Origin of the sequence: Sphingomonas crocodyli, assembly GCF_004005865.1 — a bacterium.
Lineage (GTDB): Bacteria > Pseudomonadota > Alphaproteobacteria > Sphingomonadales > Sphingomonadaceae > Rhizorhabdus > Rhizorhabdus crocodyli.
Genome location: NZ_SACN01000003.1, coordinates 70131 through 85177 on the forward strand (window position 1 = coordinate 70131; position 15047 = coordinate 85177).

Annotated in this window: 13 protein-coding genes; 3 read left to right on the plus strand and 10 right to left on the minus strand. The window is 56.3% G+C overall.

Going from position 1 to position 15047, the window contains the following annotated elements; all coding sequences use genetic code 11:
• Nucleotides 1–2: 2 nt before the first annotated feature.
• Nucleotides 3–1364: an HlyD family type I secretion periplasmic adaptor subunit gene (locus tag EOD43_RS17895; RefSeq protein WP_127745423.1), complete on the plus strand. Its 1362-nt coding sequence runs from the start codon at nucleotides 3–5 to the stop codon at nucleotides 1362–1364.
• Between the two features lie 33 nt (nucleotides 1365–1397).
• Here EOD43_RS17895 and EOD43_RS17900 read toward each other — a convergent pair whose 3' ends face one another.
• The 3 genes from EOD43_RS17900 to EOD43_RS17910 all read right to left on the minus strand — a co-directional run bounded on the left by EOD43_RS17900 (nucleotide 1398) and on the right by EOD43_RS17910 (nucleotide 4421).
• Complete coding sequence (locus EOD43_RS17900; protein ID WP_127745424.1) at nucleotides 1398–2486, minus strand: mannose-1-phosphate guanylyltransferase/mannose-6-phosphate isomerase; 1089 nt, start codon at nucleotides 2484–2486, stop codon at nucleotides 1398–1400.
• Between the two features lie 442 nt (nucleotides 2487–2928).
• Nucleotides 2929–3174, minus strand: a complete 246-nt coding sequence (locus tag EOD43_RS17905) for a hypothetical protein (protein WP_127745425.1) — start codon at nucleotides 3172–3174, stop codon at nucleotides 2929–2931.
• 398 nt (nucleotides 3175–3572) lie between these two features.
• Entirely contained in the window at nucleotides 3573–4421 is an 849-nt protein-coding gene (locus EOD43_RS17910) for a class I mannose-6-phosphate isomerase (protein ID WP_127745426.1), read from the minus strand.
• A 196-nt stretch (nucleotides 4422–4617) separates the two neighbouring features.
• Between EOD43_RS17910 and EOD43_RS17915 the strand changes: the two genes are divergently transcribed.
• Nucleotides 4618–4932, plus strand: coding sequence for a hypothetical protein (locus tag EOD43_RS17915; protein WP_164857314.1), 315 nt, complete (start codon nucleotides 4618–4620; stop codon nucleotides 4930–4932).
• A gap of 23 nt (nucleotides 4933–4955) precedes the next feature.
• On the opposite strand, the gene EOD43_RS17920 is transcribed toward EOD43_RS17915, so the two are convergent.
• The 4 genes from EOD43_RS17920 to EOD43_RS17935 form a co-directional block, all read right to left on the minus strand.
• Complete coding sequence (locus tag EOD43_RS17920; RefSeq protein ID WP_127745787.1) at nucleotides 4956–5864, minus strand: prephenate/arogenate dehydrogenase family protein; 909 nt, start codon at nucleotides 5862–5864, stop codon at nucleotides 4956–4958.
• A gap of 122 nt (nucleotides 5865–5986) precedes the next feature.
• Nucleotides 5987–7462 (minus strand): lipopolysaccharide biosynthesis protein, encoded by a 1476-nt coding sequence (locus EOD43_RS17925; RefSeq protein ID WP_127745428.1) that lies wholly within the window; start codon nucleotides 7460–7462, stop codon nucleotides 5987–5989.
• Nucleotides 7463–7580: 118 nt separating this feature from the next.
• Nucleotides 7581–8534, minus strand: a complete 954-nt coding sequence (locus tag EOD43_RS17930) for a glycosyltransferase family 2 protein (protein ID WP_164857315.1) — start codon at nucleotides 8532–8534, stop codon at nucleotides 7581–7583.
• Entirely contained in the window at nucleotides 8527–9537 is a 1011-nt protein-coding gene (locus EOD43_RS17935) for a polysaccharide pyruvyl transferase family protein (RefSeq protein WP_127745430.1), read from the minus strand. The genes EOD43_RS17930 and EOD43_RS17935 overlap by 8 nt, the downstream gene beginning before the upstream one ends.
• A gap of 388 nt (nucleotides 9538–9925) precedes the next feature.
• On the opposite strand from EOD43_RS17935, the gene EOD43_RS17940 reads away from it, so the two are divergent.
• Nucleotides 9926–10693, plus strand: coding sequence for a metallophosphoesterase (locus EOD43_RS17940; protein ID WP_240653330.1), 768 nt, complete (start codon nucleotides 9926–9928; stop codon nucleotides 10691–10693).
• Between the two features lie 57 nt (nucleotides 10694–10750).
• Here the strand turns inward: EOD43_RS17940 and epsI are convergent, their stop codons facing one another.
• The 3 genes from epsI to EOD43_RS17955 form a co-directional block, all read right to left on the minus strand.
• The gene (epsI, locus tag EOD43_RS17945) at nucleotides 10751–11446 is read right to left on the minus strand and encodes an exosortase-associated protein EpsI, V-type (RefSeq protein ID WP_127745431.1); all 696 of its coding nucleotides are present in this window, start codon (nucleotides 11444–11446) and stop codon (nucleotides 10751–10753) included.
• Nucleotides 11436–12332 (minus strand): exosortase V, encoded by an 897-nt coding sequence (gene xrtV / locus EOD43_RS17950; protein ID WP_127745432.1) that lies wholly within the window; start codon nucleotides 12330–12332, stop codon nucleotides 11436–11438. The genes epsI and xrtV overlap by 11 nt, the downstream gene beginning before the upstream one ends.
• A gap of 151 nt (nucleotides 12333–12483) precedes the next feature.
• On the minus strand, nucleotides 12484–14538 hold the full coding sequence (locus EOD43_RS17955; protein ID WP_127745433.1) for a calcium-binding protein: 2055 nt from the start codon (nucleotides 14536–14538) through the stop codon (nucleotides 12484–12486).
• Nucleotides 14539–15047 lie beyond the last annotated feature (509 nt).

A 15047-nucleotide genomic window follows, 5' to 3' on the forward strand; every position in this document is an offset into this window, starting at 1 on the left:
TGATGTTTCACGATGTCCATCTGGTCCGTCAGGGCGCGACGGGCGCGTTTCAGGCGCCGGCTCCCCTGCCCGACCTGCGCTTTGAGAAGCGTCTTGGTTTCGGAGTCGTTATCGGGACGATCTGCGCCCTTCTGGTCTGGGCAAGTCTGGCCCGGCTCGACGCGGCAATCGCAATGATCGGCCAAATCAAGGTCGCCGGTGACCGTCAATCGGTTCAGACGCTGTCTGGCGGAAACATCGCATCGATCGCGGTTGTTGATGGCCAGAAAGTCGCCAAGGGGCAGCTTCTCCTAACCTTGTCAGGCGATGCAGCGGCGGCTCAGGAGCGGTCGCTCGCGACGCGTGTTATCGCGGCTTACGCACAAATAGCCAGGCTCGAAGCGGAACTTGGCGGCCGTGAAATCACGACCCCGCGCGAATTGGAGATATTGACTGGAGCAGATGCCAAAGAGGCTGAGCAGGCAATGTCGCTTGCCAGAAGCGAGCTTCAGGCGGCACGTGCGACCGATCAAACGCGTGCTGCGCTCCTTAGTCAGCAGGTCGCTCAGATCAACGAACAGGTTGTTGGGCGCGCGCGCAGGAAAGAGACAACGCAACGTCAAATCGAATTGAGCCGCAAGGAACTGGGCGGTATCGAGGCCCTTGCCGCCAAAGGCTATGCTACGCAAACGCGCGTTGTCGGTCTGCAACGCGCTGTTGCGGCCCTTCAGGGGGACGCCGCCTCGCAGGAAGCAGAGATTGCCGGGCTGCAGAGCAACAAGGGGTCGGCCAGGCTTCAATTGCTACAGTGGCGCCGCGATGCTGATCAGCAGCGGACGATCGATTTGCGGGCGGCGCGTACCGAGCTTCAGACGCTGCTACCGCAATGGAGTTCGGCTCGCGATGTCGTCGCGCGCAGCCGGATTGTGGCGCCCGTCGCGGGAACCGTGATGAATCTGCACGTCCGGGCCGCCGGTCAGGTCGCCGCCCCTGGTGAGACCCTGCTCGAGGTCGTTCCGCAGGATCGCTCGTTGACCATCGAGGCCAAGACGGGCGTTGAAGAGATCAACGATTTGCACGAGGGCGCCAAGGCGACCGTCGAGATCGTCGGCCTGCATGGACGCACCGGGAAGTTGGTCGAGGGCAAGATCGAGGCGATTTCGCCTGATAGCAGCGTCGACGAGCGCAGTGGCCGGTCTTTTTTCAAAGTTCAGATCCGCGTTCCCGCATCGGAGCTTGCTCGCGTCCAGCGCGATGCTCGACTGACGCAAGGCATCCGTCCGGGCAGCACCGCAATCGTCCACGTCAATCTGTATAAACGAACCGCGCTGCAATATTGGCTCGAACCGCTGTTTCAGGCCTTCTCGCCCGGTATCCGTCCCTGAAAACGCCCGGGCCTCGCCGTTCTCGCCTGACTGCTAGTCGAGCGGGAACGGCGTATCGAGGACAATGTGCGCTCGGTTCTTGAGCTGCTCGACGACGCGCTTGACCTCCTGGCTCTTGCCGCGTGGCAGGATCATAACCGCATCCCGAGTTGCCACCACGATAAGGTCGCGAACGCCAACTGTCGTTACGACCACGCCCTCGCCTCTGATGAGGCAGTGAGCTGTATCGAGCGCGACAACATCGCCGCTGATCACGTTGCCATCCTGATCGCCTGGCGCCAAACCATGCAGAGCGTCCCAGCTGCCAACATCAGACCAACCCATCTCGACCGGAACGACCGCAACGCGGTCATCCTTCTCCATGATGGCATAGTCGATCGATTCCGCCGGTGAAGACAGGAAGGTTTCCCGGTCTGGCGCAATGATGGCACCATCACGCGATGCCCGCGCCATAGACTCGTGCGCTACTCTGGCAATCTCTGGTGCATGGCGGGACAATGCAGCCAGATAGGCGTCCGCGCGGAAGAGGAAGATTCCGCCATTCCAGCTGTAATTGCCCTCATCCATATAGGCCTGAGCGCGCGCGCGGTCGGGCTTTTCCACAAAAGCCGCGACGCGGTGCGTTCCGGCTGAAATCTCCTCGCCACGCTGGATATAGCCATAGCCGGTTTCGGGAGCGTCGGGTGCGATACCGAAGGTTACCAGCCAACCGTCATCGACAAGCGGCAGAGCTCGCTCGATCGCAGCGTGAAATGCAGCCACGTCACGGATGACATGGTCGCTTGGCATGACCAGAAGAGCCGCGTCGGCTCTTGCCTCAATCGCGGCAAGCGCAATAGCCGGGGCAGTGTTGCGACCGGCCGGTTCCGTGATGATCGCCAGGGGCTGATGACCGATTGCGCTCAACTGGCGTTCGATGTCGCCGGCGTGGTCAGTGTTCGTTACGACGAGTGGTTTTCCGAACAGGCCACCTTCGACACAGCGACCTGCAGTCATCTGTAACATCGTCTCGACGCCCGTCAGCGCAAGCAACTGTTTGGGACGTTTGGAGCGGGATAACGGCCATAAACGTGTGCCGGAGCCGCCCGAAAGGATGACCGGCGTTATCAGGGTGGTGGAAATGGTGAATCTCCATCTGTCGCGACGCTATCCCTGTATAAAAGGGAATCCGTGCTTCGCTATCGCAGAATGAAGTCGGGCCGATGAAAAATCCCGCGATTGCGCGCTTGTATCGCGCACTCGATGTCTCGACGCGCGCAACTGCGAGAAGGAACTCGCGATATTGGGCCTTGGCCGATTGCGCAGTCCCGAGAACGGTGCCGGCGGCGGCGGCTGGTCAATTATAGAAAAGATGTGAGCTGGGTTATGCGGCGTGCATCGCAAATGGCCGCTCGGCGCAGCATTCCCGTATAACGACGGCTCAGTCTGTCACGAAAGATTGAGCCACAAATCACAATCGTGGGCTAGGGAGTTTAATGAGAAAAGCCGGGATGCTGTTCCCGCGCCAGTCTTGTCGGTAGACTGGCGCACACGCGACGCACGCGCCGCAGTGCTACAAAATTAATTACAGGATCCCGACCGCCCGAAAGATGAGGGCCCACATAGCCGTGGGGATAGTGACCAGCAAAGCGACCCGGACGACCCGCGGATATTTTTGAACCGTGGGCTCGATATCCAGCGTCGGCAGGATGCGGCCCTGAAGTTCTCGTGCCGGAGACGGCATCGCGCGGTCGTCGGCGCCGGCGAGGCGGGGCATAACACGAACATTTTGCTCTTCGGTCAGCATCGATCGCAACTTTGGAAAAGCCATGGTCATCTCCCTTGGCTTGACCTTCCTCTATTACTCTAAACGAATCCTTAACATCCGCGTTCCCATCGGAAAAATACAGTATCGCGCGCGCGAACGTTTGCGAGCGGCGGAGCCGTTAACCGTATGTCGTCGCCAGGCGGCCAGTCGATTGTCGGGCAACAGCGAAAGTAACGCGTCGATATCCTCGCTCGATGAGGACCATCGACTCAAGATAATACGTTTCCGCGCAACGCGTTTATCAGTCTCAGAGGTCATCACGGGCGACGAGGACCAGCAGTTTGGTACAAAGTCTGTCGCTCTGTCTGGCCACAACTTTCAAGACTGGCTTTTTGGGGGCGCTGGCAGCCTGATATCGCGAGCCCCTGCCCGCTTGCAGTTGTGTTCGCGATTTGAAGAGATCAATCGGCGTGCGTGATCAGCTCGGTGCTGGGAGCGGTACCCGAATAAGCCACGTAGATGAGGCAATGGTCGGAGAGATGGATGATGGCCCCCTTTTCTACTATGACAGCATCGCCAAGGCAGACGGTCGAATTGTCGACCTCAAGCTCACCCTCGACTGGAATCAGCCAAATTGGCCTGGCAATATCGTGAAGTCGCCAGCGACCGCCAAGCTCCCAACGTTCGAGAACGAATGCCCCGTTTTCAGCCAGGATCATCCGGCCGTCGCTCACCGAACGGGCCTCACTGACCGGCTCGAAAGGACCGAAGTTGGAGACTGCGATTGCGTCGTCCAAATGGAGTTCGCGATCGCTGCCATAGTCGTAGAAGCGGTAGGTCAGATCGAGGTTTTGCTGGATCTCGATAATCCTCAGCCCCGCGCCAATCGCGTGCACGGTGCCGGCCTTGGAATAAATGACGTCCCCGGCGCGAACCGGCTTCCAGTCCAGCATATGCTCGATCGAGCCATCAAGCGCAGCGCGACGAACCTCCTCAGCCGAATGCCGCTGCTTGAAGCCCAATGCGATCGTCGCCGTTGCGTCCGCGGACAACACGATCCAGGCCTCGTCCTTGCCGCGTGGATAACCCCGCTCCTGAGCCTGCGCGTCATCGGGGTGCACCTGAACCGAGAGCCGCTCGCTCGTGAAGAGGAATTTAACGAGTAGTTCGCGTGAGGCATCAGCCGGATCGTCGTACCAAATTTCTCCGACCTGAGGCTCGTGAGCCGCCTGATCTTTGAACAGCGGCGACAGATCGCGACGACCCCACGGCTTTACTACCTGATGCCTCGCGAGCGTGGTGACGGTCACATCATCCCCCAATTCAGAAACGAGCTTTCAAATCTCCAATAAGCGAGAAGGTGCGCAAACGGGAATATTTTATCGCAGTGCAGCATGACCGGTCCGGGCGACGACGGTCATTTGACCAAATGCGTCCACGTGCGCATAAGATGAAGCATACGGAAAAGCCCGTTGGAAGTCGTCCGGGCATCACGAAACGGAGAGAATGATGATGTCTTGGCTCCTGGCCGCCTCTATGGCAGCGCCATCCGGTGCAGGGGAACCCGCGAAGATTGACGTTCCGGCTTATGGTGGGGGCATAGCCTGCCGACAGGCGTTCCTCGACGAATATAAGGAAAAGTCCATGGTCTGGTCCTTGGGGTTCTGGAGCGGCATGAACATCGCGCGAGGCGAGACGGCAGGCAATGGTCTCGATGCTCTGGGTGTGCGCGATAAAGTGAAGGCTGTCTGCACAGCCCAGCCCACACTGCCGTTGATCAGCGCCGTCATTCTGGCGCGGAAGACAACGCTGGGCCGCTGACAACCGGTCGCATCGCGGAACGCCTAATGTCGGCGACCAAAATCGGCCGCGGCATCATCCTGTCCCTGCTCGATGATCGAGCGGCGAATGGATCTGGTGCGCGAGAATAAGTCGAAAAGTTTGGTGCCATCGCCCCAGCGTATCGCGCGCTGCAAAGCCGTGAGGTCCTCGGTGAACCGCTGCAGCATCTCCAGGACCGCGTCCCTGTTGCTCAGAAAAATATCCCGCCACATCGTTGGGTCGGAGGCGGCTATGCGGGTGAAATCTCGAAATCCACCGGCGGAAAACTTGATCACTTCGCCCCGTGTGACCTGCTCCATATCTGCGGCTGTGCCAACGATGGTGTAGGCGATCAGGTGCGGTAGGTGACTTGTGACTGCGAGCACCAGGTCATGATGTTCCGCAGCCATGATTTCGACATTCGCGCCGAGGCCGCGCCAGAACTGCGACATCTTGTCGACGATGTCGCTATCGGTTCCCTCGGGCGGAGTGAGAATGCACCATCGCCCTTGAAAAAGGCTCGAAAAGCCGGCATCCGGTCCGCTGTTCTCGGTGCCGGCCACGGGGTGAGCGGGCACGATATGAACCCCGGGCAGCGCTTCGCGCAATATCGCAGCGACGCTGGCTTTCGAGGATCCGACATCGCTGACAATGGCATTCGCGGCGAGGTCGGTTTTGAAAGAGTCGGCCACTGAAGCCATGGCCCCGATCGGTACGCACAGGATAACGAGCTCGCTCCCGCGAACGGCGGTGCCCGCTCGTTCCGCGACATCGTCGACAAGACTTAGTTCTGCGGCTCGCGCTCGAACTGTTGCGCTAGCATCATATCCGGACAGCCGAACGTCGGGCATGTGCAGCCTGATCGCGCGCGCAATCGATGATCCGATCAGGCCCAGCCCGATAATTGTGACGGAAGAGAATAGTGGTATCACGTCACCCTCAAAACTTGTTGCGGTGACGACTATATCAGGTGCGCGCAAGCAACGTCAGGCGCGTGATGAGGCCACCAAAGATATATTTGGGAGGGAGTGCTTCGCGACCCAACCCGATCGCGCTAGCGTTTCCGACGCGCAATGAATGACTGAACGAGCACCTGCAATTCTCGCTCAGGTCCATCAGGCGAACCCGCGATACGCCAGAACAATGTGATGCTCAGCGCGTAAAGCGAAATACCGAGGATGACGAGTGATGTCAGGGTTGGAAAAGCCCCAATGCCTGCAGAACGCAACCAGCTGTGACACACAAAGAGGCCAGCAACCATAACTGCCACCGCGCCCAGCGTGCGGATTTGGTTCTTTAATTGCGTGAGGGCTGACAGACCGATCATACGATTGATAAGGCGAAAATTGAGCCCCGCACCGATGATGGCAGTTGCGAGCCGCGCCACGCCGAGGCCGATAAGGCCGTAGGTCAGCAATCCCGCAACGGTGATGGGTAGCCGGATCAGGAACGCGATCAGGTCGCGGCGAAACAGCATCCTTGTTTCACTGTGGGCCAGCGCCAGGCCCTGTAGCGGGACCGTGAGTGCCGCGACGGCCTGAACGACGCACAGGATTTGCAGGACGGGCACCGCGCCCAGCCATTTATCCCCCATTGTCAGTCGAACGAATGGCTCCGCCACCAGCGCGAATCCGACAGCAACGGGAAAAGCAATAAGCGCGATGGTCGACTGAGCGAGCGCAAACCCGCGGCGAACTTTAGACGGGTCATTCTTGATTTTGGCGAAGCCTGGAAACAAGGTCTGAGCAAGTGGCTGAATGGACTCCCGAGTGGGAATCGCTGCGACGTTATCGGCAACCGTATAGAGGCCTAGCTGAGCCTTGGGCAGAAAATAGCCAACGATGAGTTGGTCGGAGCGCCAGGCGAGCATCGTGATGCCACGGCTTAACGACAACCAGATTGAGAACCTGAAAAGATGTCCGAGCCCCAGAAAGCGGAGCTTCGGGATGAACGGTGAAATGACATAGGAAAGCACCGCGGCCGCGGTTACGCCCGCCATAGGTCCGATCACCAGGGCCCAATATGTTTTGAGTTCCAGCGCCAGCGCTATCGATACGACAAACGCCACAATCCGCTGGGTTGTCTCGACATAGAAGGCCGGCTTGAACGACAGCTGTTTCGACTTCAGCGCTAGCAGGGGACTGTTCATCCCGCTGATCGCGCCCGTCACCCCTGTCGCGATCAATACGGGTACAAGGCGAAGGTCGCCGTAGAATTTCGCCAGCGGCTCAGCACAGGCGAAGAATATCAGGAAGACGCCGAGCGAACGCAGAAGGCTGAGCGTCCAGACAGACCGCACGTGGTCAATTTCGACCTCGTCCTGAACCACCAGTGCTGAGGTCAGCGATAGTTCGGTTACCGCCATCGCGATTGCTAACGTGGCTGTGGCGATGGCGACAATACCGAAGTCGCTCGGGGTCAAAAGGCGCGCGAGGACGATCGTTGATATAGCGGCGATTACGGACGTGATACCGCGACCCGCTACGGTCCAAAGCGCCCCGCTGAGCAGACGCGACTTAATTCCTGTCATTTAAAGCCTCGATGCGGCTGAAGGCGAAGAGTATCGATATCTCAAGGGAACACCGCCGGGCGCGGCACTGACGGTCCGGCATCGATCGACCCCCTTAACTTTAGTCTGGATGACGCCATTATCCCCTAGCGCGACGTCCTAAGCCGGTCTTAACAAATCTCGCCATTGCCGCCAGGGTGATCAGACGCAGGCGCCAATGCGGCTTTGATGCCCACAGGCGTGGGCTAAGATTGAAAAGATCTTTGATTTGCTGACCTCGCAAATCGAGTGCCTTCTGCCAGTCAACACCTTGATATCTGCGCCAGATGCGCAACCGGATATAGGCTTCAAGCGTCTCAGAAGATATTTCGGGAAGTCCAGCTGCACGGCGTGCGTCAATCTCAGCCAGCGCCGCGCTCCGCTCCTGGAGCTCAAGGTGCCTGATGGAGATCGCGCCTTCGTGGCGTCGATAGATAAGCACGATCTTATCTGGATTGTCGACCGACCCGAAGGGCGCCAATCGGATGAATAGGTCGTAATCTTCGGCGTGGGGAAACTTGTCGCTGTACCCGCCGATCGAACGCAAAGCTTCCCGCCGAACCGTTATGAGCGGATGCAATGAAACGGCGATACGGGGGGGGAAAATACCCAAATCAGTTCTTTTGTGGCGTCCCCCCGAACTAATGCCACCACGGCTACCATCAGGCCGAATGGAGGAGGCCAAGCCCCCAACAAGCACGCAGCCCGGATGGGTATCCAGATAAGACGCCTGAAACTCGAACCTGTCCGGTTGAGCAATATCATCCGCGTCCATTCTCGCCACATATTGGCCACGGCATACAGAGAGGCCAGCATTTAAAGCAGCGACGATGCCTCCATTCGGCTGCGTCAAAATCTTAACACGGTCATCACGGCCGGCGTATTTCTCAAGAATGGCTGCAGTACCGTCAGTACTGCCGTCATTCACAATGATAAGTTCAAAATCACGGAAAGATTGGGATAGGATGGAGTCGATTGCTTCGGCGAGAAACGTCTCCCCGTTGTACACAGGGATCAGGCAGGAAATTTTTGGGGCATCTAAGCTGCTAGTCACGCACGAATTCCTTATTCGACCCGATCCGACTACGTGCCCACTCTAGTGCATCATCGAATGTTCGGGCAGAATAGCTTAGGCTCGTGCGACCTGAGAACGCATCCATGAAACGTCCGATTTTCCCGTAGTTATTATCAAGTACCGCGTGCTGTTTCCCGAGGAGCAACGCTATTATGTGGCAATGTAGGCGATCAGTTATTATTACGCTGGCGCTTGACAATTGCCTCACGCCTCGACGGAGACGTTGATTGGCACCCGCGGTAAGTTTCGCCTCGTTTAGGTTAAAGCGACCCGTCACGGCTGCCTTTCCAATCCCGATTACCTTGGCAAGGCGCACGTCATTGATATTCTCGTCTATCCAATCTTCAATGCGAACCCCATTTATTCGATCTATAGTTGCAAATGCCGCTTCAGAGTCAGTGCGCATAAGGGCCAAAATATCCGAGCTTGCAGGCTGTCCTTTCAATGGACCCAAATAAAATGCCAGATCCGGCGTTAAAGAAGTTGAACAATTGAATTTCAAATTGGCAAGGTCGAGTGACGCCTGATCTCTTACAAAAAGCGTAAAATCGGGATGAGCATCAATCAGTCGTGCGGTTTCGTCCAAGCGTTTATCGGACCAAAATTGAATTGATTGAGGAAGCTGTATGAGCTTTCTGTGTTTGAATGTTGCAATTAAATATTCACGAAATTTGTGATGGTGCTCCCATATGTCGCCAAAGTTTCCTCCACCGTGAATAAAAATTGGCCCATCTGGCACGGATTTCTCTAAATCGTCTATTGAGAACGTGTTGTAGGTGCACGTGTATGACGGGCGGCGGCCTAGTTTTTGACTGAAATACTCGATTTCTCCCAGCCAAATGGCGGAATCTCCGACATTGGAATGCTCCGGAAAGTCGAGCAACGCAAAGCGGCCATCAGGAAGATGGCTATCAATATTGCGATCTATCTGCAGCTGAAGATCCTGGATCAAGGCATGCCGTTCAGCGTCACTTGATAACAACGAATCCTCCTAGCGTGGCACCTGCTCCGCACGATCCTTCGCACTTGCGGTATGACCGCGCAAGCGTGAGACAGTCTTTGTCAGCGCGCGCTGAGGCGTGCCCTTTAGCAGCGCCCTGCGTTCAAAACGTAGATCGCAACTCCCTGCAGGAGTTGCTCCACACCCTGATAGCCATCGAGGGCGCTCTCCGGTCGTGAGGTCGAATTCGTGTCCGGTTAGTCCGCTGCCCCTAGACGCCGGCTCCCTCGCAAACGAGACGCAAGCTTGAATGCCAGCGATCACCGGCTGACGCTGCGACCATGGATGACCAAGCGAGGTGGTCTCGATCGGTCATGGATTCTCATATTCATGGTCGCTAGTATGGGTGGGGCTAATATAGTGATGTCGCGTGAAACAGATTTTTCGTTTTTTTCAGAAGGTCGCCGCGGGCGGGGACGGGCGTGGGTACAGCGTTCCAGCAGGTCGACGTATCTACGCTATTGGAGATGTTCACGGTCGAGCTGACTTGTTGAACGACTTGCTAGCACTGATCGATCAGGACAATAGCAAGCGCAGCCCGGCGGTAAAAACGCTCATCTTTCTAGGAGATTTGGTGGACCGGGGGTGTCAGTCTGCGCAAGTGGTTCAGTCCACGTGCCAGCTGCAGGCTTCCGACGAAAATATATATGTGATCAAGGGAAATCATGAAGAGGCAATGCTTGCCGCGCTGGACGGAAATTTGCGAGCGTTCAAATTTTTCTTGATGTATGGCGGAGCCGCGACGCTTCGTAGCTACAATATACCTGAAAAAAATATTCGGGTAGAAGCTCTCCCAGATTTATTACGAACATTTATTAGCACAATTCCGCCGCATCACGTAGATTTTCTGCGTCATGCGATAGATTTTTTGGAAATTGGAGATTATTTTTTTACCCATGCGGGTGTTCGGCCGGGTGTTTCGTTATCCAATCAAGCGGCGTTTGACTTGCGATGGATCCGAGAACCGTTTCTATCTCATTCAAGACCTTTTCCAAAGTTGATCGTGCATGGACACACGCCAGAAGAAGATGTTCAAATCCGGTCAAATCGAATTGGTATCGACACTGGTGCATTTGAGACAGGCCGACTCACAGCTATAGGCCTTGAAAACGAGGACATGTGGTTCGTGCAGACCTAACGATGGGCCTGTCTCCGACACTTGCGGCTACCAGCTGAGAGTTAATTCTCGGGCGGTCTATAGGCTGCCAACCAAAAGGCGGCGAGAATGACCACGTAAGCTTTCGATCAGAAGCCGAGAGAAGGCTTCAAGACTTTGCAATGCTTCATCTTTGTCGTTTCCGAGCGATGAAAGGCGAACGAGGACCCCGTCAGGGAGCTGGCGATTAAGATTGCTGCCAATAACTGCGAGATGGCTCTGGGCCCAGTCCTTGGGGAAATAATCTCCGATGCGCGTCCAATAAAGTAGTTGTTCAGACCTAATGTCGCTGTCGGCACTCCAGAATATCGCTGGTATGGTCTCTTTGGCAGTTACGGGGATAGCGACATCACGGCGACCGGAAAGCACATAGCCTTGGGCGGGGTAGCACGCTTCAGGCCGGTGAATTTCGAACATCCCAGTTTGACCACCGCCATAGGCGATCAGAAGCATGATAGGCGCGCCGGTGGGTGCGGCGTATACGCGGGTCAGAACCTGATCGTAGACCCTCGCCTCGGTCTCATCCTGAGGCGGGACAACAAGGCCTGAAGAGGCTGTATGGCGCCATGCGCCGATCTGCCGGGGAATTGCCTTATCAAGGCCTCCCTTTGCCAATGGCTTGCCAGATGGACGGGGTGTCGCGGCAACCGCCATAATGGACGTGGCAGCCAGCGCTCCGCCGATCAGGAACTGTCGACGCGATGGGTTTCGACCGGAAAATTGCTCATCTGCCATTGTCGCGCCACTTTCGGAATTTGATCAACGCCACATCTGCGCCAACCAGCAAAAAGATTGCAAACATGAAAAGCGCGATGCTCGCGAAATCATGGTAATATTTGCTGGCTATCCTCTCTCCCCAATAGTGCGTGACAAGGATCAATGTTAGCACGCGTATGAAGTTCGAGAATATCGCGATGAATGGGATCGCAATTAACAGGGGCCATGACTGGCGCCAATTTCCACCGTAATGGATATAGCAATAGAATACTCCGATTGCCGAGAGGCCGATCAAAGAGTGTAGGCCTGAGCAAGCGGTGGCGACCAGAAGCTCATACTGGTCGATATATATAACGACACCCCCCTGCCCTATCTCAAATCCGAACTTGGAGAGGAGACCTACCGCTGCGGACGATAGAAGCAGCTTGAGCATCCGGCTCAGCGGCAAGATGATCGTCTCGGGCAGCGGGAACATAAAAAGGATGTAAATCAAGGGAAATCGCAGCGGCTTGAGCGCGGCAAACCCAACGTGGAAATACAGGATAGTGAGCAGAGCACCATACATGGCAAGGCATTCGATGCCGAGCATGCCTGTAACTCTGGCGAAAATATAAGCCGGCAGTGTGACAGCCAGACCGAGCGCCGTCAGAGAGGCTTTCCCAGGGCGCGCAGCTGCAGCTATTTCGTGACGGGCGCGGTGGAACAGCCAGAGGCTCGAGGCCAGAATTATCGGCCCTGCTTGACCCTGCTCCAATGTCCACCAGTCCCGCGCAAGCGAAACCATCGTGGGAATGGAAAACAGGCCGCAGCAAAGCCACAGGAACCAAGCATTCCGCAATGGGCCAAGGCCGCGGCCTGTGCCGCCCACATTCCCGGTCGGCGCATCGACCAACGCATCAGCCATCGATAAATCCTAAACCACAGGCAGCCCATATCGCCTTCTGAGCGTCATCCGCAACCTGCGATCACGCCGTTGGCTCAGGCCCGATCAAAATCGTCATTTGGAGATGACTCAGCCGGCCCCGGCCTGGGAGGCTGGAACCGGCTGAGACACGTTAGATAAACATCGAGTAATCGACCTGCGACAGGTTAGTTTGATCGAGCACAAAAGAGAGCTCGGCGCCCTTATGCGTAGGGTCATTATCGACGAAAATGACCACGTCGTTCTTGACCTGCGTGGCCAATATGTTCGCTCCGGTATTCGCGAATACCCACTCAGCATGCTTAAGGGCTGCAGAGTGGCTGCTTGAGGACGACGTTGCGAATTTTTCAAAGACGCCAGCAACGCCGGCCTCAATGTGATCGTCTTTCGTCCAGCCGAAAATGATGTCCATGCCGGTACGCTGAGAAGACAGGCTATCACCTGGCGAGAAGTGATAGGTGTTGGATCCGCCCCCACCATAAAGAAGATCGCGCCCGGTGCCGCCGAAGAAGTGATCGTCTCCCGCGCCGCCCTTTAGCGTATCGCTTCCTGCGCCACCGAACATAATATCACCCTGCGCGCCGGCATATAGCGTGTCATTCCCATCGCCGCCGGACAAGACATTGACGCCGCCCTCGCCAAACAACTTATCGTTGCCGGCTCCGCCGTAGAGCCGGTCGTTACCGTCTCCACCGTAGAGGGAATCATTCCCGCCCTCTCCGAAGATGACGTTGTCTTCGGACGTCCCAATGACCTTGTCGTGATTGCCGTTTCCGACGAAGTCGGCAAATGCATTCGTCATTTTCGTCGTTTTTGAGACGGCGACAGTACTTGTCATACCGATAGGCTGCGGGGCGTCGATCACTGCCCCTGACGACGAATCATAATTTTCGAGCGAGCGCATGATGTCGAACTGCGATTTGCCAGCAGCAAAGTCGGCGGAACTTTCGCTCTTGATAGGGTCCGGCGTGTCGACGACCTCTATAATGAGGGGATGATCCTTAACATCGACCGTGATCGACGTGACATCCGCGTAGGTTGCGAGCGCCTTATCGGACTGCATCGGGTCAAAGACCGAGATCGAGACATGATTTGAGCCAAAGTCGATCTTCGTTGGCGTCGCAGCCACATCAATGCTCTTAAAGGCGACCTGATCCCAGATATCGGGCTCAGCCCACAAAACAATATCTGTTGCCCCATTCGACTTTTGCGCGGTGAGGGTCGAGCCACTAGTCGGAAGGCCGCTCACCGTAAAGGCAAGTTCACTCGGCTTGAATGATGAGGCTTCAGCGCCATCATCTTTCAGAATCGATGTGAGGTTATGAATCGCGGTCGCGACGATTTTCGGTTTGTTGTTGACGTCAAAAAGGCCAAGGTTCTTGTCGACGCTAACCCCGCTCGGATCGGCATAGGCGTCAAGAAGTTGGTAAAGATAAATCTCCTTCAAGCCGTACTTCGTTGCATCGAAGATCATGTTGAGAGTGAGCTTGGCCTGCGTTTCCTGGTCAACGCCCCCCCAGGCAACGGTGGTTGGGGCCGAGCCATAGTTGTTTTTTAGAGGGGTATAGTATCCTGCCTCTGTCAAAACGATGGGCTTGTCGCCATAGAGCGCCTTCTTGCTGGCGATCGAAGCAATATAACTCCCCGCTTGGTTGCCCTGCAGCGGGTACATGTGGACATTGGCAACGTCTGCAGCCGCATTCACCGACGCTGTGACGGATGCTCCGGCGCCGGTAAGGCCGTAGAGAGAAACGTCGTCAAGTACGGAGAACGCTCCGGCGGATGTGGCGAGTGCATTCATATAGGCCGTTGCGGCGGCCGTGCCTGTGAGACCATCATATTTGATAGCCCAGTTGTTGATCTCGTTTGGACCCTCGATCGCGATCACGGAACCTCGGTGGTTGCCCTCGAAAGTTGCGATGTCCTTCACGACGGCTGCGGGATCACGACCAGTCAGGAAGTTGAATTTCACCCCTAGATCGGCAAGCTTGTTCAGCGCCTTCATCTGATAACGGGTGGACTCGCTGGTGTCGCTATAGTTTGGCGCGTAATCTCGCACGAGATTAAGCCCGAGATAGCTCAGGTCATTGATCACATTGGTCAGATTGACATATTTACTGTCAGTATAACGCATATGGAGATTAACCCCAATGCTGCCGACGATGTCGGCGGTACGCAAAGCACTCATTTTCGATCCTTTTCCGGGATGAGTGCTCCTAGCCGAACGGAATTGCGGCGAGGTTAATTTGGCAGCCTAATTTTGCATGAAAAGCGCAATCTGAGCTAAATCGCGCACGTCCCGATCCGGGGTCTCTCATAACAGTTTGCTAGAGGCAGATTGGGAGTTTGGCCAACGGTCTCCGGTCTGCGATTCGCTAGCCACTGGAAGTCTAGCCGGCTTGGCGACTGTTCGTCACAGAAGTGCATTTGTGGTGAGGTTTTTCAAAGCCGCGTTTCGCATTCTGAGATTTGCGCACTCACTGGACCGAGGATTGCCGTTCTACCGCGTGATCTGAGGCAACAAAGCGTTTGGGGCTTTTGCGGTGCCATCGGCCGATCTAGCTTGCGTGGGCTGTAAGCGTGCCCATCTGGCTGGGGACACCTTGCGAGCGAAACGACGGAGCAGGCTAAGTGCTCATGTGAATGCTCAGAGAAGCAGGTGGTGGGCTAGGAAACTGTAAATTTGGGTTTTGGACG